19 protein-coding genes and 1 pseudogene are annotated in these 21,281 nt (G+C 68.6%); 13 read left to right on the top strand and 7 right to left on the bottom strand.

The features are described from left to right. Positions 1 to 9: 9 nt before the first annotated feature. From GVY64_RS12165 to GVY64_RS12180, 4 genes are read right to left on the bottom strand one after another with little or no spacing between them, the layout of a single operon-like run. Positions 10 to 1,086, bottom strand: coding sequence for a class 1 fructose-bisphosphatase (locus GVY64_RS12165; RefSeq protein WP_159840672.1), 1,077 nt, complete (start codon positions 1,084 to 1,086; stop codon positions 10 to 12). Positions 1,087 to 1,101: 15 nt separating this feature from the next. Beyond that, positions 1,102 to 2,106: an AAA family ATPase gene (locus GVY64_RS12170; protein WP_159840674.1), complete on the bottom strand. Its 1,005-nt coding sequence runs from the start codon at positions 2,104 to 2,106 to the stop codon at positions 1,102 to 1,104. Then, entirely contained in the window at positions 2,096 to 2,518 is a 423-nt protein-coding gene (locus GVY64_RS12175) for a ribulose bisphosphate carboxylase small subunit (protein WP_159840676.1), read from the bottom strand. The genes GVY64_RS12170 and GVY64_RS12175 overlap by 11 nt, the downstream gene beginning before the upstream one ends. 21 nt (positions 2,519 to 2,539) lie before the next feature. Next, complete coding sequence (locus GVY64_RS12180) at positions 2,540 to 3,982, bottom strand: form I ribulose bisphosphate carboxylase large subunit (protein ID WP_159840678.1); 1,443 nt, start codon at positions 3,980 to 3,982, stop codon at positions 2,540 to 2,542. A 150-nt stretch (positions 3,983 to 4,132) separates the two neighbouring features. Between GVY64_RS12180 and GVY64_RS12185 the strand changes: the two genes are divergently transcribed. Further along, entirely contained in the window at positions 4,133 to 5,002 is an 870-nt protein-coding gene (locus GVY64_RS12185) for a LysR family transcriptional regulator (RefSeq protein ID WP_236566773.1), read from the top strand. 66 nt (positions 5,003 to 5,068) lie between these two features. Further along, the gene (locus tag GVY64_RS12190; protein WP_159840680.1) at positions 5,069 to 5,923 is read left to right on the top strand and encodes a class I SAM-dependent methyltransferase; all 855 of its coding nucleotides are present in this window, start codon (positions 5,069 to 5,071) and stop codon (positions 5,921 to 5,923) included. Between the two features lie 47 nt (positions 5,924 to 5,970). On the opposite strand, the gene GVY64_RS12195 is transcribed toward GVY64_RS12190, so the two are convergent. From GVY64_RS12195 to GVY64_RS12205, 3 genes are read right to left on the bottom strand one after another with little or no spacing between them, the layout of a single operon-like run. Beyond that, positions 5,971 to 7,539, bottom strand: coding sequence for an FHA domain-containing protein (locus GVY64_RS12195; protein ID WP_159840682.1), 1,569 nt, complete (start codon positions 7,537 to 7,539; stop codon positions 5,971 to 5,973). Continuing rightward, complete coding sequence (locus GVY64_RS12200; RefSeq protein WP_159840684.1) at positions 7,536 to 7,979, bottom strand: hypothetical protein; 444 nt, start codon at positions 7,977 to 7,979, stop codon at positions 7,536 to 7,538. The genes GVY64_RS12195 and GVY64_RS12200 overlap by 4 nt, the downstream gene beginning before the upstream one ends. Positions 7,980 to 7,982: 3 nt before the next feature. Continuing rightward, entirely contained in the window at positions 7,983 to 9,524 is a 1,542-nt protein-coding gene (locus GVY64_RS12205; protein ID WP_159840686.1) for a hypothetical protein, read from the bottom strand. A 141-nt stretch (positions 9,525 to 9,665) separates the two neighbouring features. On the opposite strand from GVY64_RS12205, the gene GVY64_RS12210 reads away from it, so the two are divergent. The 11 genes and pseudogenes from GVY64_RS12210 (at position 9,666) to nuoK (ending at position 21,280) form a co-directional block, all read left to right on the top strand. Beyond that, positions 9,666 to 10,085 carry an Rv3143 family two-component system response regulator gene (locus GVY64_RS12210; protein ID WP_159840688.1) on the top strand — a complete coding sequence of 140 codons (420 nt, stop codon included), beginning with the start codon at positions 9,666 to 9,668 and terminating at the stop codon, positions 10,083 to 10,085. A gap of 487 nt (positions 10,086 to 10,572) precedes the next feature. Then, on the top strand, positions 10,573 to 10,953 hold the full coding sequence (locus GVY64_RS12215) for an NADH-quinone oxidoreductase subunit A (RefSeq protein WP_063020669.1): 381 nt from the start codon (positions 10,573 to 10,575) through the stop codon (positions 10,951 to 10,953). A 51-nt stretch (positions 10,954 to 11,004) separates the two neighbouring features. Continuing rightward, a complete protein-coding gene (locus tag GVY64_RS12220) occupies positions 11,005 to 11,559 on the top strand; it encodes a NuoB/complex I 20 kDa subunit family protein (RefSeq protein ID WP_043691073.1) in 555 nt (184 codons plus the stop codon). A gap of 140 nt (positions 11,560 to 11,699) precedes the next feature. Continuing rightward, positions 11,700 to 12,333: pseudogene (locus GVY64_RS12225) on the top strand (NADH-quinone oxidoreductase subunit C). Next, a complete protein-coding gene (gene nuoD / locus GVY64_RS12230) occupies positions 12,333 to 13,646 on the top strand; it encodes an NADH dehydrogenase (quinone) subunit D (RefSeq protein WP_159840690.1) in 1,314 nt (437 codons plus the stop codon). Before GVY64_RS12225 ends, nuoD begins: the two are co-directional and overlap by 1 nt. Beyond that, complete coding sequence (gene nuoE, locus GVY64_RS12235) at positions 13,643 to 14,413, top strand: NADH-quinone oxidoreductase subunit NuoE (protein WP_159840692.1); 771 nt, start codon at positions 13,643 to 13,645, stop codon at positions 14,411 to 14,413. The genes nuoD and nuoE overlap by 4 nt, the downstream gene beginning before the upstream one ends. Continuing rightward, entirely contained in the window at positions 14,410 to 15,732 is a 1,323-nt protein-coding gene (gene nuoF / locus GVY64_RS12240; protein WP_159840694.1) for an NADH-quinone oxidoreductase subunit NuoF, read from the top strand. The genes nuoE and nuoF overlap by 4 nt, the downstream gene beginning before the upstream one ends. Further along, positions 15,729 to 18,266, top strand: a complete 2,538-nt coding sequence (locus GVY64_RS12245) for an NADH-quinone oxidoreductase subunit G (RefSeq protein ID WP_159840696.1) — start codon at positions 15,729 to 15,731, stop codon at positions 18,264 to 18,266. The genes nuoF and GVY64_RS12245 overlap by 4 nt, the downstream gene beginning before the upstream one ends. Further along, positions 18,259 to 20,157, top strand: a complete 1,899-nt coding sequence (nuoH, locus tag GVY64_RS12250; protein WP_159840698.1) for an NADH-quinone oxidoreductase subunit NuoH — start codon at positions 18,259 to 18,261, stop codon at positions 20,155 to 20,157. The genes GVY64_RS12245 and nuoH overlap by 8 nt, the downstream gene beginning before the upstream one ends. After that, positions 20,154 to 20,984 carry an NADH-quinone oxidoreductase subunit J gene (locus tag GVY64_RS12255; protein ID WP_159840700.1) on the top strand — a complete coding sequence of 277 codons (831 nt, stop codon included), beginning with the start codon at positions 20,154 to 20,156 and terminating at the stop codon, positions 20,982 to 20,984. Before nuoH ends, GVY64_RS12255 begins: the two co-directional genes overlap by 4 nt. After that, positions 20,981 to 21,280, top strand: coding sequence for an NADH-quinone oxidoreductase subunit NuoK (gene nuoK / locus GVY64_RS12260; protein WP_159840702.1), 300 nt, complete (start codon positions 20,981 to 20,983; stop codon positions 21,278 to 21,280). Before GVY64_RS12255 ends, nuoK begins: the two co-directional genes overlap by 4 nt. The last annotated feature ends 1 nt before the right edge of the window (position 21,281 follow it).

Below are 21,281 nucleotides of genomic sequence, written 5' to 3' on the forward strand. Positions count from 1 at the left end.
TTCTCCCCTTCAGCGCTGGGCCGGACGAAACAGCGACCGCCTGCCGAACAGCGAACTGTCGAAGCTCGGTCCCTCATCCGGCTCGCGGTGATACCGCTCGATGCGTTCGACTTCGTTGCGGGAGCCGAAGATCAGCGGCACCCGTTGGTGGACGTCGCCGGGCAGCACTTCCAGCACCCGTTCACTGCCGGTGGTCGCAGCGCCGCCGGCCTGTTCGACGATGAACGCGATCGGGTTGGCGCCGTAGAGCAACGCCACCCGTCCCGGACGCGCGGGCGGGCGGGTGTCACGCGGATACAGGTACACCCCACCGCGGGTGAGGATGTGGAAGGTGTCGGCGACCAGCGAGGCCACCCAGCGCATGTTGAAGTCCCGCTCCCGCGGACCGTCCACGCCGTCCAGGCATTCCTGTACGTAGCGGCGCACCGGGCGCTCCCAGAATCGCTCGTTGGCCGCGTTGATCGCGAAACCGGACGTGTCCTCCGGGATGCGCATCCGGGGGTGGGTCAGCACGAAGGCGCCGATCTCCCGGTCCAGCGTGAACCCGTCCACCCCGCTGCCCGTCGTCAACACCAGCATGGTCGCCGGGCCGTACAGGGTGAAGCCGGCGCATACCTGCTCGACCCCTTGTCGCAGGAAGTCGTCCGCCGCCGGGCCGCCGCCGGGCGCGGATGTGCGCAGCACGCTGAAGATGGTGCCCACCGGAAGGTTCACGTCGATGTTCGACGAACCGTCCAATGGATCGAACGCCAGCAGATACTTCCCGCGCCGATGCGTCGCGGGCACCGGATGGACCTCACTGATCTGTTCGGAGAGCAACGCCGACAGGTGCCCCGTCCATTGCGTTTCGGCGACCATGATGTCGTTGGCGATCGCGTCCAGTTTGCGATGCACCGTCGGCGGCAGGTTGTCCGGCTCCGAGGCGCCCAGCGATCCGACGATCGCGCCGCGGGTGACCTGATTGGCGACGATCTTCGTCGCGGTCGCGATGACGTTCACCAGCCCGGAGAACTCGCCGGACGATCCGGGATGCCGATGCTCCTGCTCGATGGTGTAACGGGTGAGGGTCTTCAGTCCTTCTGGCATGGCGCCTCGATCTCGTCACCGGCAGGCTCGTGCGGTCGGCTCGGGGTCGGTGAACACGCTGCTGCCGTAGACATCTCGGTCGGTCAGCGTGATCAGATCGGTCTTGGTCAACGGCCTGCGCAGTTCGACGAGACGCTTGGCCTGCCGCAACCGGCAGCGGTCCAGCGCATTGCGCACGCTGCGCGCGTTGGAGAAACGCGGACGAGCCATCCGGCGTTCCAGGTACTCCCCGAACGCCGTCCGCGCCGCGTCGTCGAAATGGAAGTTCTCCGCGGCCACCATGAGTTCGGCGATGGACAGCAGTTCCGCCTCGGTGTAGTCGGCGAACTCCAGGTGATGGGCCACCCGCGAGGACAGGCCCGGATTGGCGGAGAAGAAGCGGTCCATCCGGTCGGGGTATCCCGCGAAGATCACCACCAAGCTGGCGCGCTCGTTCTCCATCTCCTGCAACAGGATCTCGATCACTTCCTGCCCGTAGTCGCGTTCGTTCTCCGGCCGGAACAGGTAGTAGGCCTCGTCGATGAACAGCACACCGCCCGCCGCTTTGGCCAGCGCCTCCTTGGTCTTCGGTGCGGTGTGCCCGATGAATTGGCCCACCAGATCGTCTCGCGTGACCGTGTGCACCTTCGGTTTGCGGATGTAGCCGAGGGCGTGCAGCATCTGCGCCATTCGCAGCGCCACCGTCGTCTTGCCCGTCCCCGGTCCACCGGTGAAGCTCATGTGCATGGTGGGCCGCGACGAGGTCAGGCCGAATCGCTGCCGCGCACGGTCGATCAGCAGCAGCGCCGCGATCTCGCGGACCCGCCGCTTCACCGGGGCCAGCCCGATCAGTTCCGCGTCCAGTCTGCGCAGCGTCTCCTCGACATCGTGACCCGCGATGTCGGCGGACAGATCCAGCACCGCGTCCTCGCCCAGAATCTCCGGCTCCTCCGGTTCGGCGGGCGCCGTCCGCACCGCGCCGGGGACATCGGCCCCCGGGCGGTGCAGACGGAATCCGGAGCCGTTGCGCTCAGCCGCCATACCGGTCTCCCGGGCGGACGGTCGTCGCATACGAGTGCAGGCCGTACTTCTGCCTGCGGTCCGGCCCTTCGGTGCGGGTCAGCACGAAGCCGGGCTCGTCGGGCGGCCGCTGCACCAGGAAACTCAGCGCCGTCGTCTGCCTGGTGTAGCGGGCGTCATAGGCCAGCACCCGCACGTAATGGCGCGGAAAGGTGGCCCGGCACGCGTTGATCTCGGCCAGCACGCCGTCGGGCTCGTCGAGATCGAACAACGGCAATCCCCACATCTCCCAATAGGCGTTGCGCGGATGCGGGTCGTCGGTGTACTCGATGGACACCGGCCAGCTGTTGAGCAGCGCGTAGCGCACCTGGGCGGCGATCTGGTCGTCGGTCAGCGGCGGCAGGTAGCAGAACGTTCCGTGCCTGAGATACATCGGTGAGTCCTTCCGGGATGGTCAGCGGCTGGCCGTCGGCACGGCGTCCGGCGCGTCGGTGGAGGTGTAGTCGAAGGTGACATCACCCCAAGTCGCCAGGGCGACATCGAGCGGACGGCAGATCTCGGCCGCCTTGCGCAACACCTCCGGCCCCTCCTTCAGCAAGTCGCGCCCTTCGTTGCGGGCCTGCACGACCGCCTCCAGGGCGACCCGGTTCGCCTCCGCGCCCGCGGCGATACCGAGCGGGTGCCCGATCGTGCCGCCGCCGAATTGCAGCACCACGTCGTCACCGAACAGGTCCAGCAGCTGATGCATCTGCCCGGCATGGATGCCGCCGGAAGCCACCGGCATCACGCCGGGCAGGCTCGCCCAATACTGGTCGAAGAAGATCCCGTTGGCCGGCTCGGTCCGGATGTGGTTATCCCGCAACGTGTCGTAGAAGCCCTTTGTCGTCGCCGGATCGCCTTCCAGCTTGCCGACCACAGTGCCCGCGTGCAGATGGTCGACGCCGATCAGCCTGCACCACTTGGCCAGGACCCGGAAGCTGACACCGTGCGTCTTCTGCCGCGTGTAGGTGGAATGCCCCGCACGATGCAGGTGCAGCAGCACGCCGTTGCGGCGCGCCCAGTGCGACATCGACTGCATCGCGGTGAATCCGACAGTCAGATCCATCATGATCACGACGCTGCCGAGTTCTCTGGCGAATTCCGCCCGCTCGTACATCTCCTCCATCGACGCGGCGGTCACATTCAGGTAGTGGCCTTTGATCTCACCGGTCTCGGCCATCGCGCGGTTGACGCCCTCCATCGCGAACAGGTAGCGGTCGCGCCAGCGCATGAACGGCTGCGAGTTGATGTTCTCGTCGTCCTTGGTGAAATCCAGGCCACCTTTGCACGCCTCGTAGATCACCCGCCCGTAATTGCGGGCGGATAGCCCGAGTTTCGGTTTCACCGTCGCGCCCAGCAGCGGCCTGCCGTATTTGTTGAGATATTCGCGTTCCATCACCGTGCCGTGTGGTGGCCCTTGGAACGTCTTCACGTAGGCCACCGGAATGCGCATGTCCTCCAGCCGCAGCGCCAGCAACGGCTTGAACCCGAACACGTTGCCGATGATCGAGGAGGTCAGGTTGGTGATCGATCCTTCCTCGAACAGGTCGAGATCGTAAGCGACATAGGCGAAGTACTCCCCCGGTCGTCCGGGGACCTCGTCGATGCGGTAGCACTTCGCCTGGTAGCGCGAGTGTGCGGTGAGCCGGTCGGTCCACACCACCGTCCACGTCGCCGTGGAGGACTCGCCCGCCACCGCGGCGGCCGCCTCGATCGGGTCGACGCCGCGCTGCGGGGTCACCCGGAACACGGCGAGCACGTCGGTCTCCGACGGCTGATAGTCCGGCGCGTAATATCCCATCGACGCATAGGATTGGACACCCGGATCCCAGCGGTCGCGTTCGATTTCTTCGGCCATCGTTCCTCCTGCTGTGCCACTGCGGGACACCCGCACCCGGGTGAACGGGCGTGCCTTGGGATTTCCAGGATGACGGGCCGGATACCGACAAACAATTTGATTGTTCCTCGCGATACCCAACGTTTTCGTTGAGTTTGTTACCGTCGTTCGATGGGTATGGTGAGCGCGGCTCGGATGGAAACCTTCCTGGCCGTCGCCCGCCACGGCAGCATTCGCCGTGCCGCGGCGCAACTGCACATCACCGAGGCCGCCGTCTCCGCGGCCGTCGCGCACATCGAGAAACAGCTCGGCGCCGAGCTCGTCGCCAAGGCCGGGCGCGGCATCACGCTCACCGAGTCCGGTCGCGTCTACGCCGAGTACTGCCGCGGCATCCTCGGATTGATGAAGGAGGCGCAGGCCGCCGTGCGCCGCGCCGAGACCGGACGCCTGCGGATCGGCGTGGTCGCCACCGCGGGCGAATACGTCCTGCTGCGGCCGCTCGCCTCGTTCCGCCGCCGCTATCCCGACATCGAGCTGAGCCTGTCGGTGCACCCGCGCGACGCACTGTTCCTCGAATTGCAACACCACGAAACGGATCTCGTCATCGCGGGCCGCCCGCCGCGGGACACCGGGTTGGTGGTGCGCGCTCGGCGGCCGAGCCGCCTGGTCGTGGTCGGACTGCCGGAACTCGACCCGCTGCACACCACATGGCTGCTTCGCGGGCGCGGCTCCGGTACCAGGGAGGCCACTCTCGGCCTGCTGGAGCAACTCCACATCGAGCCGCCCACGCTCACCCTCGGATCCCACGGCGCTGTCCTGGCCGCAGCGCGAGAAGGATTGGGCGTCACGCTGATCCACAGTGACGCGATCTCCCAGGACTTGGAGAACGGCGTGCTGCGCGTCCTCCCGGTCGATGGCACCCCACTGGACCGTCCGTGGCATGCCATCACCACCCGCACTCCGACGCCGACCACCCGCCTGTTCCTCACCCATCTGCTCGACTCCGCCGAGGTCGGCCCCGACGTCTTTCACCCCCACTGATCCTCGTCCCCGCACCGGAGCGCCGGTGCCGGGCAACCGCCGGACCGGTATGACAGACTGGCCCGCATGACTCGAGGGGACGTACCGTCCAACGTGTCGGACACAGCGCGCTGGGTCGCGGCCTACCGGGCACGCGAGACGACGCGCCCGGACGCGCTGTTCCACGATCCGCTGGCCGACCGGCTGGCCGGAGAACGCGGCCACGCCATCGCCGACAGCGCGCCCCGGATGATGCGCGGCGGGTGGCCGATCGTCACCCGGACCAAGCTGATCGACGACCTGGTCAGCACAGCGATCGCCGAGGGGTGCGACCGCGTCCTCAACCTCGCCGCAGGTCTGGACACCCGCCCCTATCGGCTGGATCTACCGCCCGAGCTGCTCTGGATCGAAGCGGACCTGCCGGAGATCGTCGCGGAGAAGGACGACGCGCTCGCCGATGAGACGCCGCACTGCGTGCTCGTCCGCCGAGCGGTCGATCTCGCCGACCCAGACGCCCGCGCGAAGTTCCTCGACGAGGCGCTCGGCGCGGTCGCCCCCGCCACCGCCCCAGCGTCGAAAGCCTTGGTGCTCACCGAGGGTTTGCTGATGTACCTCGACCCGCCGACGGTCACCGATCTGGCGAATGCCCTGGACCGCCCGGAGATCGCCTGGTGGCTGCTCGACCTCAGCATGGGCATGCGGAAGCTGCGTTCCGGGGACACCTTCGCCAACGCGCCGATGAAATTCGAGCCCCCCAACGGCGTCCGCTTCTTCGAAGACCTCGGCTGGCAGCCGATCGAGCTGGAAAGCCTGCTGCTGCACGCCCGCAAATTCCACCGCGCACCCTGGTACCTGCGCCCGTTCACCTATCTGCCTCAGCCCGACCCACGCAAACCCATGCGCAACCCGTGGTCGGGCATCATCCGCTTCCGCCACACCTGAGATCCTCTCCGGACGATCCCGCGACCGCTCGACGTGCCGATCCGCGGCTACAGCTGGCCGTGTGGGGAGTCGAAGGTCAGCACGCGTCCGCCCAGTTGGATCTGGGCGCCGGGCGCGAGGGTGACCGGCCGGCCGGGGACCGCACGCACCCATTCCTGTCGTCCGGGATGACGGATGTGGGTGCCGTTGGTGGAGCCGCCGTCCACGACGGTGACGTCCCACTCGACGAGGCGGATCTCCGCGTGCGCCCGGGACATCCCGCCCGAGCTGTCTTCCAGCCGTAGTGGGCGAGCGCCGCGCGCGACGGCCTCGGAATACTCCGGCTCGCGTCCGAGCACGCAGTCGCTGTCCAGCACGAACGACGTGCCGTCGTCCAGGAGCAGCACGCCCAGCGGAGGACGCACCCCCTCGCTCAGCACGCAGGTGAGCTGATCCATCCGGATGCCGCACACCGCGCAGAAGGACACCCGCGGATCGTTGTGATGACCGCGTGCGCACTGGAAGCCGTGCACGATCACCCGATGTCCCAGCGTGTTCGAGCCGGTCGACCCGAGCGCCGCCGCGACGACCTCGGCCGAGGGCACCACCGTCTCGGCGAGATCCGCGTCGTTGGCGATCGCCTGGTCCCGGTCGGTGTGGTGTGCGGGCCGTGCCGGTCCCCGGTCCGGTCGCGGTGGCATCGGCTGCGCCACCGAAGGTGTCACGCCCGGCCCCGGCGTGGCCCGGCGCGCCGCTGCCTGAAGATCGACTTCCGTTGCGGCGTCGCCGGGCTCCTCGCCCTTACGCAGGCTCGGTGCCGACCGCGGCTGCGCTCCCGACACCTGCTCCGCTCCGGGACGGTGCGCCGGCGGCGCCTGAGGTGCGGCGGGTCCTGCGACCGCCGCAGGGTCTTGTGTCGGCGGAGCAGCGACCGAATGTGGTGTCGGCTCCGGCGGCGGCTCGACGTGCTGCGGTTCCTCGATCCGCTGCGGTTCAGGTGCCGATACCGGCCGCGGCACGGGCGGGACTTGCCGCGCGGATCCCGCCTCCGGTCGCCGTCCGGGTTCGCCGACACCGTGGGCCTCCGGTTCGGCGAGGTGCGCGTCCGGCACCGGCCCGGACCACCGCACCGCGCCCGACCCCGGTGCGGTCCCCTCGCCGAGCGCGAAGATGCCGCGCTCCGGGAGCGACTCCGCGGTCCATCCCGCCTCGTCCACGAACAACCCCGCGCCGGTGCCGGGTGCGGGCGTCACCATGCGGTCGACGGTGAATCCGGCGTCCCGGCCGCGCAGCACCTCCGTGCGGCCGGCGCCGGCGAGGACAGCGGTGACGCCACCGTGCAGGAAAACCGCGAGACCGTTGTCCGCCGGCGTGACCACGCCGAACTCGACCTCGTCCTCCTCCCCGTTGGCCAGCCCCATCAGCCAGGTCGTGGCCGACCGCGCCACCGCCCGCCCGCTGCGACTCCGGTCCCGCGCCACGGCCTCGCGCACGATGTCCAGCAGCGCCGCCATCGTCCGGGCCGCCACCGTGTCGGCCGTGACGCTGCCGTCGCCGCGGTGCGCGACGACCACGACGGCACCGCTCGCGCTCGCCACCAGGTGGGCGCCGGGCAACACCTCGATCTGCGCGCTCACAGGAACCGGCCGCCTTGGAAGCGCCACCGGTGGAACACCACCCGCATGGGACCGTTCACGATGAGCCAGAACACGATCCACGTGAGGACGAACTGGATTCCGAACGCCACGAGCGACGGGCGCAGATGTCCGGGCAGGACCACCGTGGTGTAGCGCACGAGGACCCACATCAGCGCCCCCTCGTTGACGATGGTGATGAAACCGAACAGGGTCGGCCAGTCCTTTTCCCAGCGGAACTGCTGCAGGAAATGGTAGAGCAATTCCCACAGCACACCGACCAGGACGGTGCCGAGCAGAACCGACAACGTCACCCGGTACGCCTGGCCGATGCTCGACGAACCGGTCGGCAGGAACGGGGTGATGACCAGCGCGACGACGAAGCCGATCACGCTCAGCGCGAGAAGACGGGTCTGGATTCGCCCGTTCAAGGTAGGAAGCATCGCTCAGATCTTCTCGTTCGTAACCCACAGCCACCATTGCCGTGTGGAGCGCAGCGGACCCATCCTGCGGCAGAACCCGACCGCGGCCAGATCGTCGGCGATCTCCTGCGCGGCGATCTGCAGGCCGAGGAAGGTGTCCACGCCGACGAACGGCCCGCCGAGCGTCGCGCTGCCGGAGGCGTACATCCGGCCCGTGCCGCTCCGGGTGCCGATCAGCTCGAAGGTCGTCTCCACGTCCAGCCTGCCGAGCGGATTGCGCCCGGCGCCCGCGTGGTCCAGCAGGTCGGCCAGCAAACGGTGCTCGCGGATGTCGGCTTCCAACCCCGTGCAGTCGATGATGTAGTCGACGGTGGTGTCGAACGGTTGCGTCGGTGGCGGAAACGGCAGCGGCGCAGTGGTATCCGGGAGGATCGTCGCGACCACGCCTTGGCGGCCACTGGCGGGGCGTGGAGCCCGCATCGTGCCCGCCATCACCTGGTACCAGCCTTCTCGGCGGCCGCGGCGCAATTGTTCCTGCCAGTTGTCCCGGATCGGGGTGTTGGTGCCGGAGATCTCCTTGTACGCCCGGGCCCGTTCCTCGCCTTGCAGTCGCCGCACCTTCTGCTTGAGCTGACCGCCCCAGACCGACTTCGGATAGTTGAAGCCCTGGTAGGCCCACCCGTCGCCGCCCTTGAGCCGGCTGAAGACGTTCTTGCCGTGCGGGCCGGCGATATAGGTACGGAACAGATGCAGGATCCTGGTGTCGAGCCGGTAGGTGTCCCGGTCGTCGATGAGCCGCTGCAGGACGCGGCTGGCCACGATCCCGCTGCCGCGGATGAGCACGGTGCCGGGGCACCGCTGCAGCGCCTGGTAGACGTGCTCGTGCGGCTCGTAGGCGTTGACCACGCGCGTCGGATCGCGATGGGTCTCGCGGTACTCCTGCAGGTCCGGCAGCAGTTTCAGACCCGGATAACCCACCGCGACATGCACATACGTGCTGCGGAAAGCCACCCGCTTGGTCGGCGTGGAACCCGCGGGCGGGGTGAGGATGGTGAAGTATCCGCCGCCGTGGCGCTTGCGGACCATCCGTACGTGACCTCGGTGCAGGGAGCGGGCGTAACCGATGCGGTGGAACTCCCGCTCCATCGCGGCGAACGCCTGGCCCGCGCGGGGGGTGTAGTAATTCGCGAAGATCGGTTCGGTGAAGACGTTCCACAGCGGCCCGAGCGATCGGTCCGCGATCGCCTCCCGTACCGCGTAGGACGGAAAGCCCCAGATGTTGTCCGGTGTCGAGGCCGAATCGCTGCGCAGGCGCTCGCCGCGGGGAATCTGCGAGACCCTGGTCAGATATTCGTAGGACGCCCACGGGTGCTCCTGTGGACCGAGCACCGCCATCGCCTCCGCGGGCACGCCGAAGATCCGGAGGGTGTCGTAGGTGACGAACGATCCGATTCCGCTGCCGATGGTCACGAACGGTACGTCGACCACCGGAATCCCTGCGCCGCCCAGCATTTCATCGGTCCACACGTCGGTGTCGACGAGGGCCTGCGTGATATCTCCCCGCATGGGCCGGACTTTACCGGCAGTTTCTTGTCAACTGCTTGCCATCGGCTTTCGCCGGACGACGCCGCCGGTGACGCGCGGTGCACGACGCGCGCGGACGATCTGCGCCGAACCTGCCACGCGGTCCACCCTCGCGGACGTACCATGCCGTTCGTGGCCGATTCTCCTCGTTCCACCCCGCTGCGGGTTCTCGTGTACAGCAATGACGCCGACACCAGACGCCAGGTGATCCAGGCCTTGGGCAAGCGCCCGAGCCCGGAGTTGCCGGAGTTCGCGTACCTCGAGGTCGCCACCGCCCCCGTGGTGATCGCGCAGATGGACGCCGGAGGCATCGACCTGGCCGTGCTCGACGGCGAGGCGAGCCCGGCCGGCGGACTGGGCATCGCCAAGCAATTGAAAGACGAAGTCGATCCGTGCCCGCCGCTGCTGGTGCTCACCGGCCGCCCCGACGACGCATGGCTGGCCGGCTGGTCGCGTGCGGAGGCCGCGGTGGCGCACCCCATCGATCCGCTCCGGCTCACCGAGGCCGTCGTCGCGCTGCTGCGCAGCCGCTCCGCGGCCTGACCGGGAGCCGCGCCCGCCCTGGACCGAAACGGACATTCATAGCGATCATGAATTAGTTTCATCGCGCGCGTTGTCGCGCTTCGGCCCGGCTGCAACAACGCCCGAACTCCCCTTCCCCGACGCTCCCGGCCGCCGCCGGGCTGTCGCCGTCCCCGACTCCGAACCCGCTCGGGACCACATTTGACGTCGCACTACGCGACACTCCGACGCTGCCAACTGACCGTTCACCCAACGTCACGGTCACCCTTCCCGGATTACCACCGTTTCGGTCATAAATGCTTGTACTGAATTCGATCAAACGGCGGCACCAAACCCGCTGCGGAGCCCCCTTTCAGTTGTAGGCTGTGCCGTACCTCACAAGGAAGCGGATCAGGGAATGACCGGTTCCGGGTGGAGCCGAGGGCGAGTCTGGCCGAGGCGGACAACGACGTCAGCCCGCCTCGGACGCTGTTGTCAGCTGCAGCTCGCAAGGAGGGGAAGTGCAGTCGTGAATATCGAGGTGCCGACGCTCGTACTCGGCGCGATCGCGGCGGCGTTCGCGCTGTTCTCCATCGTCCTCTCGGCCCTGGTCGGCCCGAAGCGGCGCAACCGGGCGAAGCTGGAACCCTACGAATGCGGGATCGAACCCACCCCGCATGCCGTGGCCGGCGGGCCGGGAAACGTTACCGGACAACGCTTTCCGGTGAAGTACTACCTCACCGCGATGTTGTTCATCATCTTCGACATCGAGATCGTGTTCCTCTACCCGTGGGCAGTCCACTTCGATGCGCTCGGTCTCTTCGGTCTGGCCGCGATGGCGTTGTTCATCGTCAACGTCTCGGTGGCCTACGCCTACGAGTGGAAGCGCGGCGGGCTCAGCTGGGACTGAATGCCGCGCAATCGAATTCGTAGGCGACGAGTGGAAGCGAGTCAGTAGAACATGGGTCTCGAGGAGAAACTGCCCAGCGGCTTCCTGCTGAGCACGGTCGAAGATTTCGCCGGATTCCTGCGCAAAGGCTCCCTATGGCCCGCCACCTTCGGGCTGGCGTGCTGCGCCATCGAGATGATGGCCACCGGCGGAGGCCGGTTCGACATCGCCCGTTTCGGCATGGAAGCATTCCGCGCCTCGCCGCGGCAGGCCGATCTGATGATCGTCGCAGGCCGGGTGAGCCAGAAGATGGCCCCGGTGCTGCGCCAGGTCTACGACCAGATGACCGAACCGAAATGGGTGCTGGCGATGGGCGTCTGCGCGTCGTCGGGCGGGATGTTCAACAACTACGCCATCGTGCAGGGCGTCGATCACGTGGTGCCGGTCGACATCTACCTGCCGGGCTGCCCGCCCCGGCCGGAGATGCTGCTGAACGCGATCCTGGCACTGCACGCCAAAATTCAACAGATGCCGCTCGGCGTCAACCGCGAGGAAGCCATCCGCGCCGCCGAACAGGCCGCGCTCGCCTCGACGCCGACCATCCGGATGGAGGGTCTGCTGCGATGACCTTCGACACCCCCGACGACACCGACGCCCCGCCCGCGCACGACGCGATCGACGCGGCGGCCACGGCGGGCCCCGAAGGCACCTTGCCGGAAGAGGATCCCGCACAGGCCGGCGCCGAGGTGATCGGCGTACGCCGCGGCATGTTCGGTGTCACCGGCACCGGCGACACCTCGGGTTACGGTCGGCTGGTCCGCCCCGTGACGCTGCCCGGCAGCACGCCGGCCCCGTACGGCGGGTACTTCGACGAGGTGGTCGACGCGCTGCGCGCCGCGCTCACCGCCACGGGTGTCCGCCTGGACGCGGCGCTGGAGAAAGTGATCGTCTTCCGCGGCGAGCTCACCCTGCACGCGCACCGCGAGCAGCTGGTCACGGTGGCTCGCGCGTTGCGCGACGACCCCGCATTGCGTTTCGAACTCTGCCTCGGCGTCGACGGGGTGCACTATCCGGAGGATTCCGGCCGCGAACTGCACGCCGTTTATCCACCTCATGTCGATCACACACAACCGCCGCCTGCGGGTGGAGGTCGCCGCGCCGGACGCGGACCCGCATATTCCGTCGCTCTACGAGGTGTATCCGACCACCGACTGGCACGAACGCGAAACCTACGACTTCTTCGGCATCCGGTTCGACGGGCACCCCTCGCTGACCCGGATCACCATGCCGGACGACTGGCGCGGCCACCCCCAGCGCAAGGACTACCCGCTCGGCGGGATCCCGGTCGAATACAAGGGCGCGCGCATCCCGCCGCCCGACGAGCGGAGGGCATACAGCTGATGACCGACACCGACACCGACGTCGCCGAGCCCGCCACGGTCACCGTCGCGGGACAGGACTGGGACCAGGTTGCCGAGACGCTGTCCGGCGCGGGCGAGGAACGCATCGTCGTCAACATGGGTCCCCAGCACCCGTCCACGCACGGCGTGCTGCGGCTGATCCTGGAGATCGAGGGCGAAACGGTCACCGAGGCTCGCTGCGGCATCGGCTACCTGCACACCGGGATCGAGAAGAACCTCGAATTCCGCAACTGGACCCAGGGCGTCACCTTCGTCACCCGTATGGACTACCTGTCGCCGTTCTTCAACGAGACGGCGTACTGCCTTGGCGTGGAGAAACTGCTCGACATCACCGAACAGATCCCGGAGCGCGCCACGGTCGTGCGCGTGCTGCTGATGGAGCTCAATCGCATCTCCTCGCACCTCGTCGCGCTGGCCACCGGCGGCATGGAACTCGGCGCGCTGACGCCGATGCTGTTCGGATTCCGCGAGCGCGAGCTGATTCTCGACGTGTTCGAGACGATCACCGGCCTGCGGATGAACCACGCCTACATCCGCCCCGGCGGCCTGTCCCAGGACCTGCCCGACAACGGGGTGACCAAGGTGCGCGAACTGCTCGCGCTGCTGCCCAAGCGGCTACGCGACATGGAACACCTGCTCACCGCCAACCCGATCTGGAAGGCCCGCACCCAGAACATCGGCTACCTCGACCTGCAGGGTTGCATGGCCCTCGGCATCACCGGCCCAGTGCTCCGGGCCACCGGCCTGCCGCACGACCTGCGCAAAGCGCAGCCCTACTGCGGCTACGAGAACTACGAATTCGACATCCCCACCACCACCGGATGCGACTGCTACGGCCGTTACGTCATCCGGGTGGAGGAGATGAAGGAGTCGCTGAAGATCGTCGAGCAGTGCCTGGACCGGTTGCGGCCCGGGCCGGTCATGATCGACGACAAGAAGATCGCCTGGCCGGCCGACCTGCAGGTCGGCGCGGACGGACTCGGCAACTCCCCCAAGCACATCGGCAAGATCATGGGCACGTCCATGGAAGGGCTGATCCACCACTTCAAGCTGGTCACCGAAGGCATCCGCGTGCCCGCGGGCCAGGTGTACACGGCGGTGGAGTCACCCCGCGGCGAACTGGGCGTGCACATGGTCAGCGACGGCGGCACCCGGCCCTACCGGGTGCACTATCGCGACCCCTCGTTCACCAATCTGCAAGCGGTCGCGGCGATGTGCGAGGGCGGCATGGTCGCCGACGTCATCGCCTCGGTCGCCAGCATCGACCCGGTCATGGGCGGAGTGGACCGATGAACCAGACGACGCACGGCGACAGCCCGAACGGCGGTGGGTACGGAACCGGCGGGACCCAAGTCCTGCTGAAGCTCAGCACCCGGCCCGAGCCCTATCAGCCTTTCGTGCGCGAACGGCTGGAAACCGACGCCAAGGAGATCATCGCGCGCTATCCGCACCCGCGCTCGGCGCTACTGCCGCTGCTGCACCTGGTGCAGTCCGAGGAAGGCTACGTCACCGGCACCGGCATCGAGTTCTGCGCGGAGCAGTTGGGTTTGACCGGCGCGGAAGTGACCGCGGTGGCCACCTTCTATTCGATGTTCCGGCGCACACCCACCGGCGACTACCACGTCGGGGTCTGTACCAACACGCTCTGCGCGGTCATGGGCGGCGATGCCATCCTCGCCGCGCTCGAGCGCCACCTCGGCATCGGGCACGGCGAGACCACAGCGGACGGATCGATCACCCTCGAGCACGTCGAGTGCAACGCGGCCTGCGACTTCGCGCCGGTGGTCATGGTCAACTGGGAATTCTTCGACAACCAGACACCGGAATCGGCGCAGGCCCTGGTGGACGCGCTGCGAGCCGGCCGGCGAGTCACCCCGACCCGGGGCGCGCCGCTGTGCACGTTCAAGCAGACCGCCCGCATCCTCGCCGGGTTCCCCGACGAGCGCCCCGGCGTGCTCGACGGCGCCGCCGGTGACGCGACGCTCGCCGGTCTGCGGGTCGCCCGCGAACAGGGCATGCGAGCCCCTGCGCCGCACGAGGATCCGGAGGGCCCGCGATGACGCTCACTCCGGTGCTGAGCACCTACTGGGACGATCCGCAGTCCTGGACCATGGACACCTACCTCCGCCACGACGGCTACCAGGCGCTGCGCACCGCTCTGCGGATGGAACCGGACCAGATCATCCAGACCGTCAAGGACGCGGGCCTGCGCGGACGCGGTGGCGCAGGCTTCCCCACCGGCATGAAATGGAGCTTCATCCCGCAGGGCCCCGGACCCGACGGCGTCACCAAACCGCACTACCTGGTGGTGAACGCCGACGAGTCGGAACCCGGTACCTGCAAGGACATTCCGCTGATGCTCGCCGCGCCGCACGCGCTGATCGAAGGCGTCGTCATCGCCGCCTACGCCATTCGCGCGGCGCACGCGTTCATCTACGTGCGCGGCGAGGTGGTTCCGGTGCTGCGGCGGCTGCAAGCCGCGGTGGCCCAGGCCTACGCGGCGGGCTTCCTCGGTCACGACATCCTCGGCTCGGGCTACGACCTCGAGCTGATCGTGCACGCGGGCGCGGGCGCCTACATCTGCGGTGAGGAGACCGCGCTGCTGGACTCGCTGGAAGGCCGCCGCGGCCAGCCCCGCCTGCGCCCGCCGTTCCCCGCCGTCGCCGGCCTGTATGCCTGCCCGACCGTGGTGAACAACGTGGAATCCATCGCCAGCGTCCCGCCGATCATCCGCAACGGCATCGCCTGGTTCCGCTCGATGGGCAGCGAGAGGTCACCCGGATTCACCCTTTACTCGCTGTCCGGCCACGTGGCCCGGCCGGGACAGTACGAGGCGCCGCTGGGCGTCACGCTGCGCGAGCTGCTCGGCTACGCGGGTGGCGTGCGCGCCGGGCACCGGGTGAAGTTCTGGACACCGGGCGGCTCGTCCACGCCACTGTTCACCGAGGAACACCTCGACGTGCCGCTCGACTACGAAGGCGTCTCGAGCGCGGGATCCATGCTCGGCACCAAGGCATTGCAGATCTTCGACGACACCACCTGCGTGGTGCGGGCCGTGCTGCGCTGGACGCAGTTCTACGCCCACGAGTCCTGCGGCAAGTGCACCCCCTGCCGGGAGGGGACCTACTGGCTGGTGCAGCTGCTGGAACGGATCGAAGCGGGCACCGGCGTTGCGTCCGACCTCGACAAACTGCTCGACATCAGCGACACCATCAACGGCAAGTCGTTCTGCGCCCTCGGCGACGGCGCTGCCAGTCCGATCATCTCCTCGCTGAAGTACTTCCGCGAGGAATACGCCGAGCACCTGCGGCTCGGCGGATGCCCATTCGACCCGGCACGCTCCACCGCATGGGCCGAGTCAGGAGGAGAGGTCCGATGAAACCGGTATCGCGCAGCGATTCGATCCGAGGTGGCGGCCGGACGACGGGTGGGCCCGCCACCGTGCGAGACCACAACGGCGGACCCGCTCCCGCCGACCTGGTGACTCTGACCATCGATGACACGGAGGTCAGCGTGCCGCCCGGCACGCTGCTGATCCGTGCCGCCGAACTGATCGGCATCCAGGTCCCCCGCTTCTGCGACCATCCGCTGCTCGATCCGGTCGGCGCCTGCCGCCAATGCCTCGTGGAGGTAGAGGGACAGCGCAAACCCGTCGCCTCCTGCACCATGACCGTCACCGACGGCATGGTGGTCCGCACCCAGCTCACCTCGCCCGCCGCCGACAAGGCGCAGGAGGGCGTGATGGAACTGCTGCTGATCAACCATCCGCTCGACTGCCCGGTGTGCGACAAAGGCGGCGAGTGCCCGCTGCAGAACCAGGCGATGTCCACCGGCCGCGCCGAATCCCGGTTCGACGGACGCAAACGCACCTATCCCAAACCGATTCCGTTGTCCACGGCCGTGCTGCTGGACCGGGAACGCTGCGTGCTCTGCGCCCGCTGCACCCGCTTCTCCCAGCAGATCGCGGGCGATCCGTTCATCGAACTGATGGATCGGGGTGCGCTGCAACAGGTGGGCACCGCGCAGGCCGAGCCGCTGGATTCCTACTTCTCCGGCAACACCGTGCAGATCTGCCCGGTCGGCGCGCTCACCGGCACCGCCTACCGATTCCGCGCGCGTCCGTTCGACCTGGTGTCCAGCCCGAACGTCTGCGAGCACTGCGCCTCCGGCTGCGCACAGCGCACCGATCACCGGCGCGGCAAGGTCTTGCGCCGGCTGGCCGGGGACGATCCGCAGGTCAACGAAGAGTGGAACTGTGACAAGGGCCGATGGGCGTTCACCTACGCCACCGAACCCGACCGGCTCACCACTCCCTTGGTGCGCGGTTGGGATGGCGAGCTCGCCCCCGCCTCCTGGTCGGAGGCGCTGGCCGCGGCCGCGGAGGGACTGGCCGCGTCGTTCGGCAACGCGGGCGTGCTGGTCGGCGGCCGGGTCACCGAGGAGGACGCCTACGCCTACGCCAAGTTCGCCCGAGTTGCCCTCGGCACCAACGACATCGACTTCCGCGCCCGCGCGCATTCGGCGGAGGAGGCCGATTTCCTCGCCGCTCGCGTCTCCGGCCGGGACGGCACGGTGACCTATGACAGCGTGGAGTCCGCGCCGGTCGTCCTGCTGGTCGGGTTCGAACCCGAAGAAGAGTCGCCGATCGTCTACCTGCGGCTGCGCAAGGCCGCCCGCAAGCACCGGCTGCCGATCTACTCGCTCGCGCCGTACTCCTCGCGGGGACTCGACCGCATGTCCGGACGGCTGATGCGCACCGTGCCGGGCGCCGAACCGCATCTGCTCGACGCCATCCGCACCGGCGAGATCACCACCCCCGGCGCGGATCCCGCCCAACTCGCCGATCTGGCCCGGCTGCTGCGCGAACCCGGTGCGGTGATCATGATCGGTGAGCGGATGGCCGGCGTCGCGGGTGCGCTGTCGGCCGCCGTGCGCTTGGCCGAGGAAACCGGCGCAGCCCTCGCGTGGGTGCCGCGCCGGGCCGGCGAACGCGGCGCGGTCGAAGCGGGCGCCCTGCCCGGCCTGCTGCCCGGCGGGCGGCCGGTCGCCGATCCGCGTGCCCGTCAACAGGTCCGGGCGGTCTGGAACGTGCCCGAGCTGCCCGTCGGCGCGGGCCGGGACACGACGGCCATCCTGGAGGCCGCGTCCGGTCTCGGCGCCTTGGTCATCGGCGGCGTCGACGTCGCCGACCTGCCCGACCCGGCCGCCGCGCTGGCCGCCATCGACGCGGCCAGGTTCGTGGTGAGCCTGGAACTGCGCCGCAGCCCGGTCACCGAACGCGCCGACGTGGTGTTCCCGGTCGCCGCGGCCATGGAGAAGGCCGGAACCTTCCGCACCTGGGAGGGCAGGCCGCGTCCGTTCGCCGCCGCGCTCGGCGACGACATGGTGCGCCGCCAGAGTGCGCCGCTGTCGGATCAGCGGGTGCTACACGCCATCGCCGAGGAGATGTCGGTGCGCCTCGGCTTGCCCGACGTCGAGTCCGCCCGTGCCGAACTCGCCGAACTCGGCGCCTGGGACGGCGCGCCCGTCTCCGCGCCCACCCACCCGCCGCATCCGTTGCCGCAGCCCCAACCCGGCACCGCGGTGCTCGCCAGTTGGCGGATGCTGCTGGACGAGGGACGCATGCAGGACGGCGAACCGAATCTCGCAGGCATCGCCCGGCCTCCGGTGGTGCGCCTGTCGGCCGACACCGCCGCCGAACTCGGCGCGCAACCCGACGATCCGGTCACCGTCGCCAGCATCCGCGGCGCGGTCACGCTGCCGCTGATGATCAGTGACCTGCCCGATCGGGTGGTGTGGCTGCCACAGCACTCGCCCGGCTGCTCCATCGCCGAGCAGCTCGCCGTCCAGCCCGGCGCGATCGTGCATCTGCGGCACGCCGACGAGAGGATGAAGGAGCACCGTCATGAGTGATCTCGCCACACTCGTCGCGGCGTCCGCGGTGGCGCACGCCGCGGCCTCGGATCCGTACACTCCCGCGGGCTTCGGAAGCGACCCGCTGTGGCTGGTGATCGCCAAAGCCGTGGCCGTTTTCGTCTATCTGATGCTGATCCCGCTGATCGCCGTGCTCGCGGAACGAAAGATCGTGGCACGCATGCAGATGCGGATCGGCCCGAACCGGACCGGGCCGTTCGGCTCCCTGCAGAGCATCGCCGACGGCGTGAAGATGGCCCTCAAGGAGGACATCGTCCCGGCGATCGTGGACAAGCCGATCTACATCCTGGCGCCGGTCATCTCGGTGGTGCCCGCCTTCATGGCGTTCGCGGTGATCCCCCTCGGGCCGCAGGTGTCGGTTTTCGGCGTCACGACCCCGCTGCAGCTCACCGATCTGCCGGTGGCGGTGCTGTACATCCTCGCGATCACCTCCATCGGCGTCTACGGCATCGTGCTGGCCGGCTGGTCGTCGGGATCCACCTATCCGCTGCTGGGCGGGTTGCGCTCGACCGCGCAGGTCATCTCCTACGAGATCGCCATGGCACTGTGCTTCGCGACGGTGTTCCTGCTCGGAGGCACCATGGCCACCTCCGGCATCGTGTCCGCGCAGGAAGGCACCTGGTATGTGTTCCTGCTGCTGCCCTCGTTCCTGATCTACTGCGTCTCGATGGTCGGCGAGACCAACCGAGCGCCGTTCGATTTGCCCGAGGCCGAGGGCGAGCTGGTCGGCGGCTTCCACACCGAGTACTCCTCACTCAAGTTCGCCATGTTCATGCTGGCCGAATACGTCAACATGGGCACCGTGTCCGCGCTGGCCACCACCTTGTTCCTGGGTGGCTGGCGGGCGCCGTGGCCGCTGAACATGTGGGACGGCGCGAACTCCGGGTGGTGGCCGGTGCTGTGGTTCACCGCCAAGGTATGGACGTTCCTGTTCGTGTTCATCTGGCTGCGCGGCACTCTGCCCCGGCTGCGCTACGACCAATTCATGAATCTGGGCTGGAAGCTGCTGATTCCGACCTCGCTGGCGTGGGTCATGGTGGTGGCCACCGCGCGGGTGCTGCAAGCCGAGGGCTATCCGGTGCAGACTCCGATCCTCGTGATCGGCGGCGTGCTGGTCACCGGCCTGTTGGTGCTGCAGTTCCTGCGGGCCGGCCGGGCCGGGGCGACCCCGCCACCGGTCGAGGAACCCGCCGCCGCGGATGCCACCGATTCGACGGTCTTCCTCGGCTTCCCGGTGCCGCCGCTGCCCGCCGACGCGCACGCCCGCGACGCCACCCGCGCCAAAGCGGGCCTGTTCGAGCCGCTGTCCGGGTTCGCGGTCACCGCGACGACCATGTTCAAGAAGCCCAACACCGAGTTCTATCCCGAACAGAAGACGCCGACCGCGCCGCGCTACCACGGCAGGCACCAGCTCAACCGTCATCCCGACGGCCTGGAGAAGTGCATCGGCTGCGAACTGTGCGCGTGGGCCTGCCCGGCGGACGCGATCTACGTCGAAGGCGCCGACAACACCGAGACCGAACGGTTCTCCCCCGGTGAACGGTACGGGCGGGTCTACCAGATCAACTACCTGCGCTGCATCGGCTGTGGACTGTGCATCGAGGCCTGCCCCACCCGGGCGTTGACGATGACCAACGACTACGAGATGACCGACGACAACCGCGCCGATCTCATCTACGAGAAGGACCGGTTGCTCGCCCCGCTGCAGCCCGGGATGACCGCGCCGCCGCACGCCATGCACCCCGGCGCCGACGAGGCGGACTACTACCTCGGCCGGGTGCCCGGCGCCGCGCCGGCCACCGCCGGAGCCACGGCGACCGATGCGCCCCGGCAACCCGCCCCCGCGGGCGTGGAAGGAGCGACACGGTGACCGAACTCATCCTCGCCGCGGAGCCGTTGACCCGCGCCTACACCGGCGAAACCGTCCAATTCTGGATCCTCGCCCCGCTGGCCGTGCTCGGCGCGCTCGGCATGGTGTTCGCCCCCAAGGCGGTGCATTCCGCGCTGTGCCTGGCCGCCACGATGATCGCGCTGGCCGCGTTCTACATCGCCCAGGACGCGCTGTTCCTCGGCGTGGTGCAGATCGTGGTCTACACCGGCGCGGTGATGATGCTGTTCCTGTTCGTGCTGATGCTCGTCGGCGTCGACTCCGCCGAATCGCTGAAGGAGACCATCCGCGGCCAGCGGCTCGCCGCGGCCGCGGTGGGCCTCGGCTTCGGGCTGCTGCTCAGCGGCGGCATCGCCCACGGCGTGCGGGAGTCCGCGATCACGTTCCCCGCCACCGGTTTCCCTGGTCGCGACGTGATCGCCGAACTGGCCGAGCTGATCTTCCTGCGCTACGTGTGGGCCTTCGAACTCACCGGCGCCCTGCTGATCACCGCCACCATCGGCGCCATGGTGCTGGCCCACCGCGAGCACTTCGGGCCACGCACCGATCAGCGTGAACTGTCGCGCCGCCGGTTCCGCGAGAAGGGACACCGCGCGACCCCCCTGCCCACCCCCGGCGTCTACGCCAGGCACAACGCGGTGGACATCCCCGCGCGGCTGCCCGACGGGTCGTTCGAGGAACTGTCGGTCAGCACCATCCTGCGGCACCGCCGCACCAGGGCGCTCACCGAAGCGGCCGTCATCTCGGTCGGCACCACGCCCGCATCGGACGGGACCGACAACCCCAGCGACGAGGAAGGCAACCGGTGAATCCCGAGAACTACCTGTTCCTGTCCGCTCTGCTGTTCACCATCGGCGCGGCCGGAGTGCTGCTGCGGCGCAACGCCATCGTGGTGTTCATGTGCATCGAGCTGATGCTCAACGCGGTGAACCTCGCGTTCGTCACCTTCGCCCGGATGCACGACGACCTCGACGGGCAGGTGTTCGCGTTCTTCACGATGGTGGTCGCCGCGGCCGAGGTGGTCGTCGGCCTGGCCATCATCATGACCATATTCCGCGCCCGCCGCTCGACCTCGGTCGACGACGCCAACCTGCTGAAGTTCTGAC

The sequence above is a fragment of the Nocardia sp. CY41 genome, from assembly GCF_009829325.1.
In the GTDB taxonomy this organism is placed as follows: Bacteria; Actinomycetota; Actinomycetes; order Mycobacteriales; family Mycobacteriaceae; genus Nocardia.

Bases quoted from the DNA above. Each gene is read 5' to 3' on its own strand.
- GVY64_RS12165 (WP_159840672.1), bottom strand. From the start codon at position 1,086: ATGCCAGAAGGACTGAAGACCCTCACCCGTTACACCATCGAGCAGGAG.
- GVY64_RS12170 (WP_159840674.1), bottom strand. From the start codon at position 2,106: ATGGCGGCTGAGCGCAACGGCTCCGGATTCCGTCTGCACCGCCCGGGG.
- GVY64_RS12175 (WP_159840676.1), bottom strand. From the start codon at position 2,518: ATGTATCTCAGGCACGGAACGTTCTGCTACCTGCCGCCGCTGACCGAC.
- GVY64_RS12180 (WP_159840678.1), bottom strand. From the start codon at position 3,982: ATGGCCGAAGAAATCGAACGCGACCGCTGGGATCCGGGTGTCCAATCC.
- GVY64_RS12185 (WP_236566773.1), top strand. From the start codon at position 4,133: ATGGGTATGGTGAGCGCGGCTCGGATGGAAACCTTCCTGGCCGTCGCC.
- GVY64_RS12190 (WP_159840680.1), top strand. From the start codon at position 5,069: ATGACTCGAGGGGACGTACCGTCCAACGTGTCGGACACAGCGCGCTGG.
- GVY64_RS12200 (WP_159840684.1), bottom strand. From the start codon at position 7,979: ATGCTTCCTACCTTGAACGGGCGAATCCAGACCCGTCTTCTCGCGCTG.
- GVY64_RS12205 (WP_159840686.1), bottom strand. From the start codon at position 9,524: ATGCGGGGAGATATCACGCAGGCCCTCGTCGACACCGACGTGTGGACC.
- GVY64_RS12210 (WP_159840688.1), top strand. From the start codon at position 9,666: ATGCCGTTCGTGGCCGATTCTCCTCGTTCCACCCCGCTGCGGGTTCTC.
- GVY64_RS12220 (WP_043691073.1), top strand. From the start codon at position 11,005: ATGGGTCTCGAGGAGAAACTGCCCAGCGGCTTCCTGCTGAGCACGGTC.
- nuoD (WP_159840690.1), top strand. From the start codon at position 12,333: ATGACCGACACCGACACCGACGTCGCCGAGCCCGCCACGGTCACCGTC.
- nuoE (WP_159840692.1), top strand. From the start codon at position 13,643: ATGAACCAGACGACGCACGGCGACAGCCCGAACGGCGGTGGGTACGGA.
- nuoF (WP_159840694.1), top strand. From the start codon at position 14,410: ATGACGCTCACTCCGGTGCTGAGCACCTACTGGGACGATCCGCAGTCC.
- GVY64_RS12245 (WP_159840696.1), top strand. From the start codon at position 15,729: ATGAAACCGGTATCGCGCAGCGATTCGATCCGAGGTGGCGGCCGGACG.
- nuoH (WP_159840698.1), top strand. From the start codon at position 18,259: ATGAGTGATCTCGCCACACTCGTCGCGGCGTCCGCGGTGGCGCACGCC.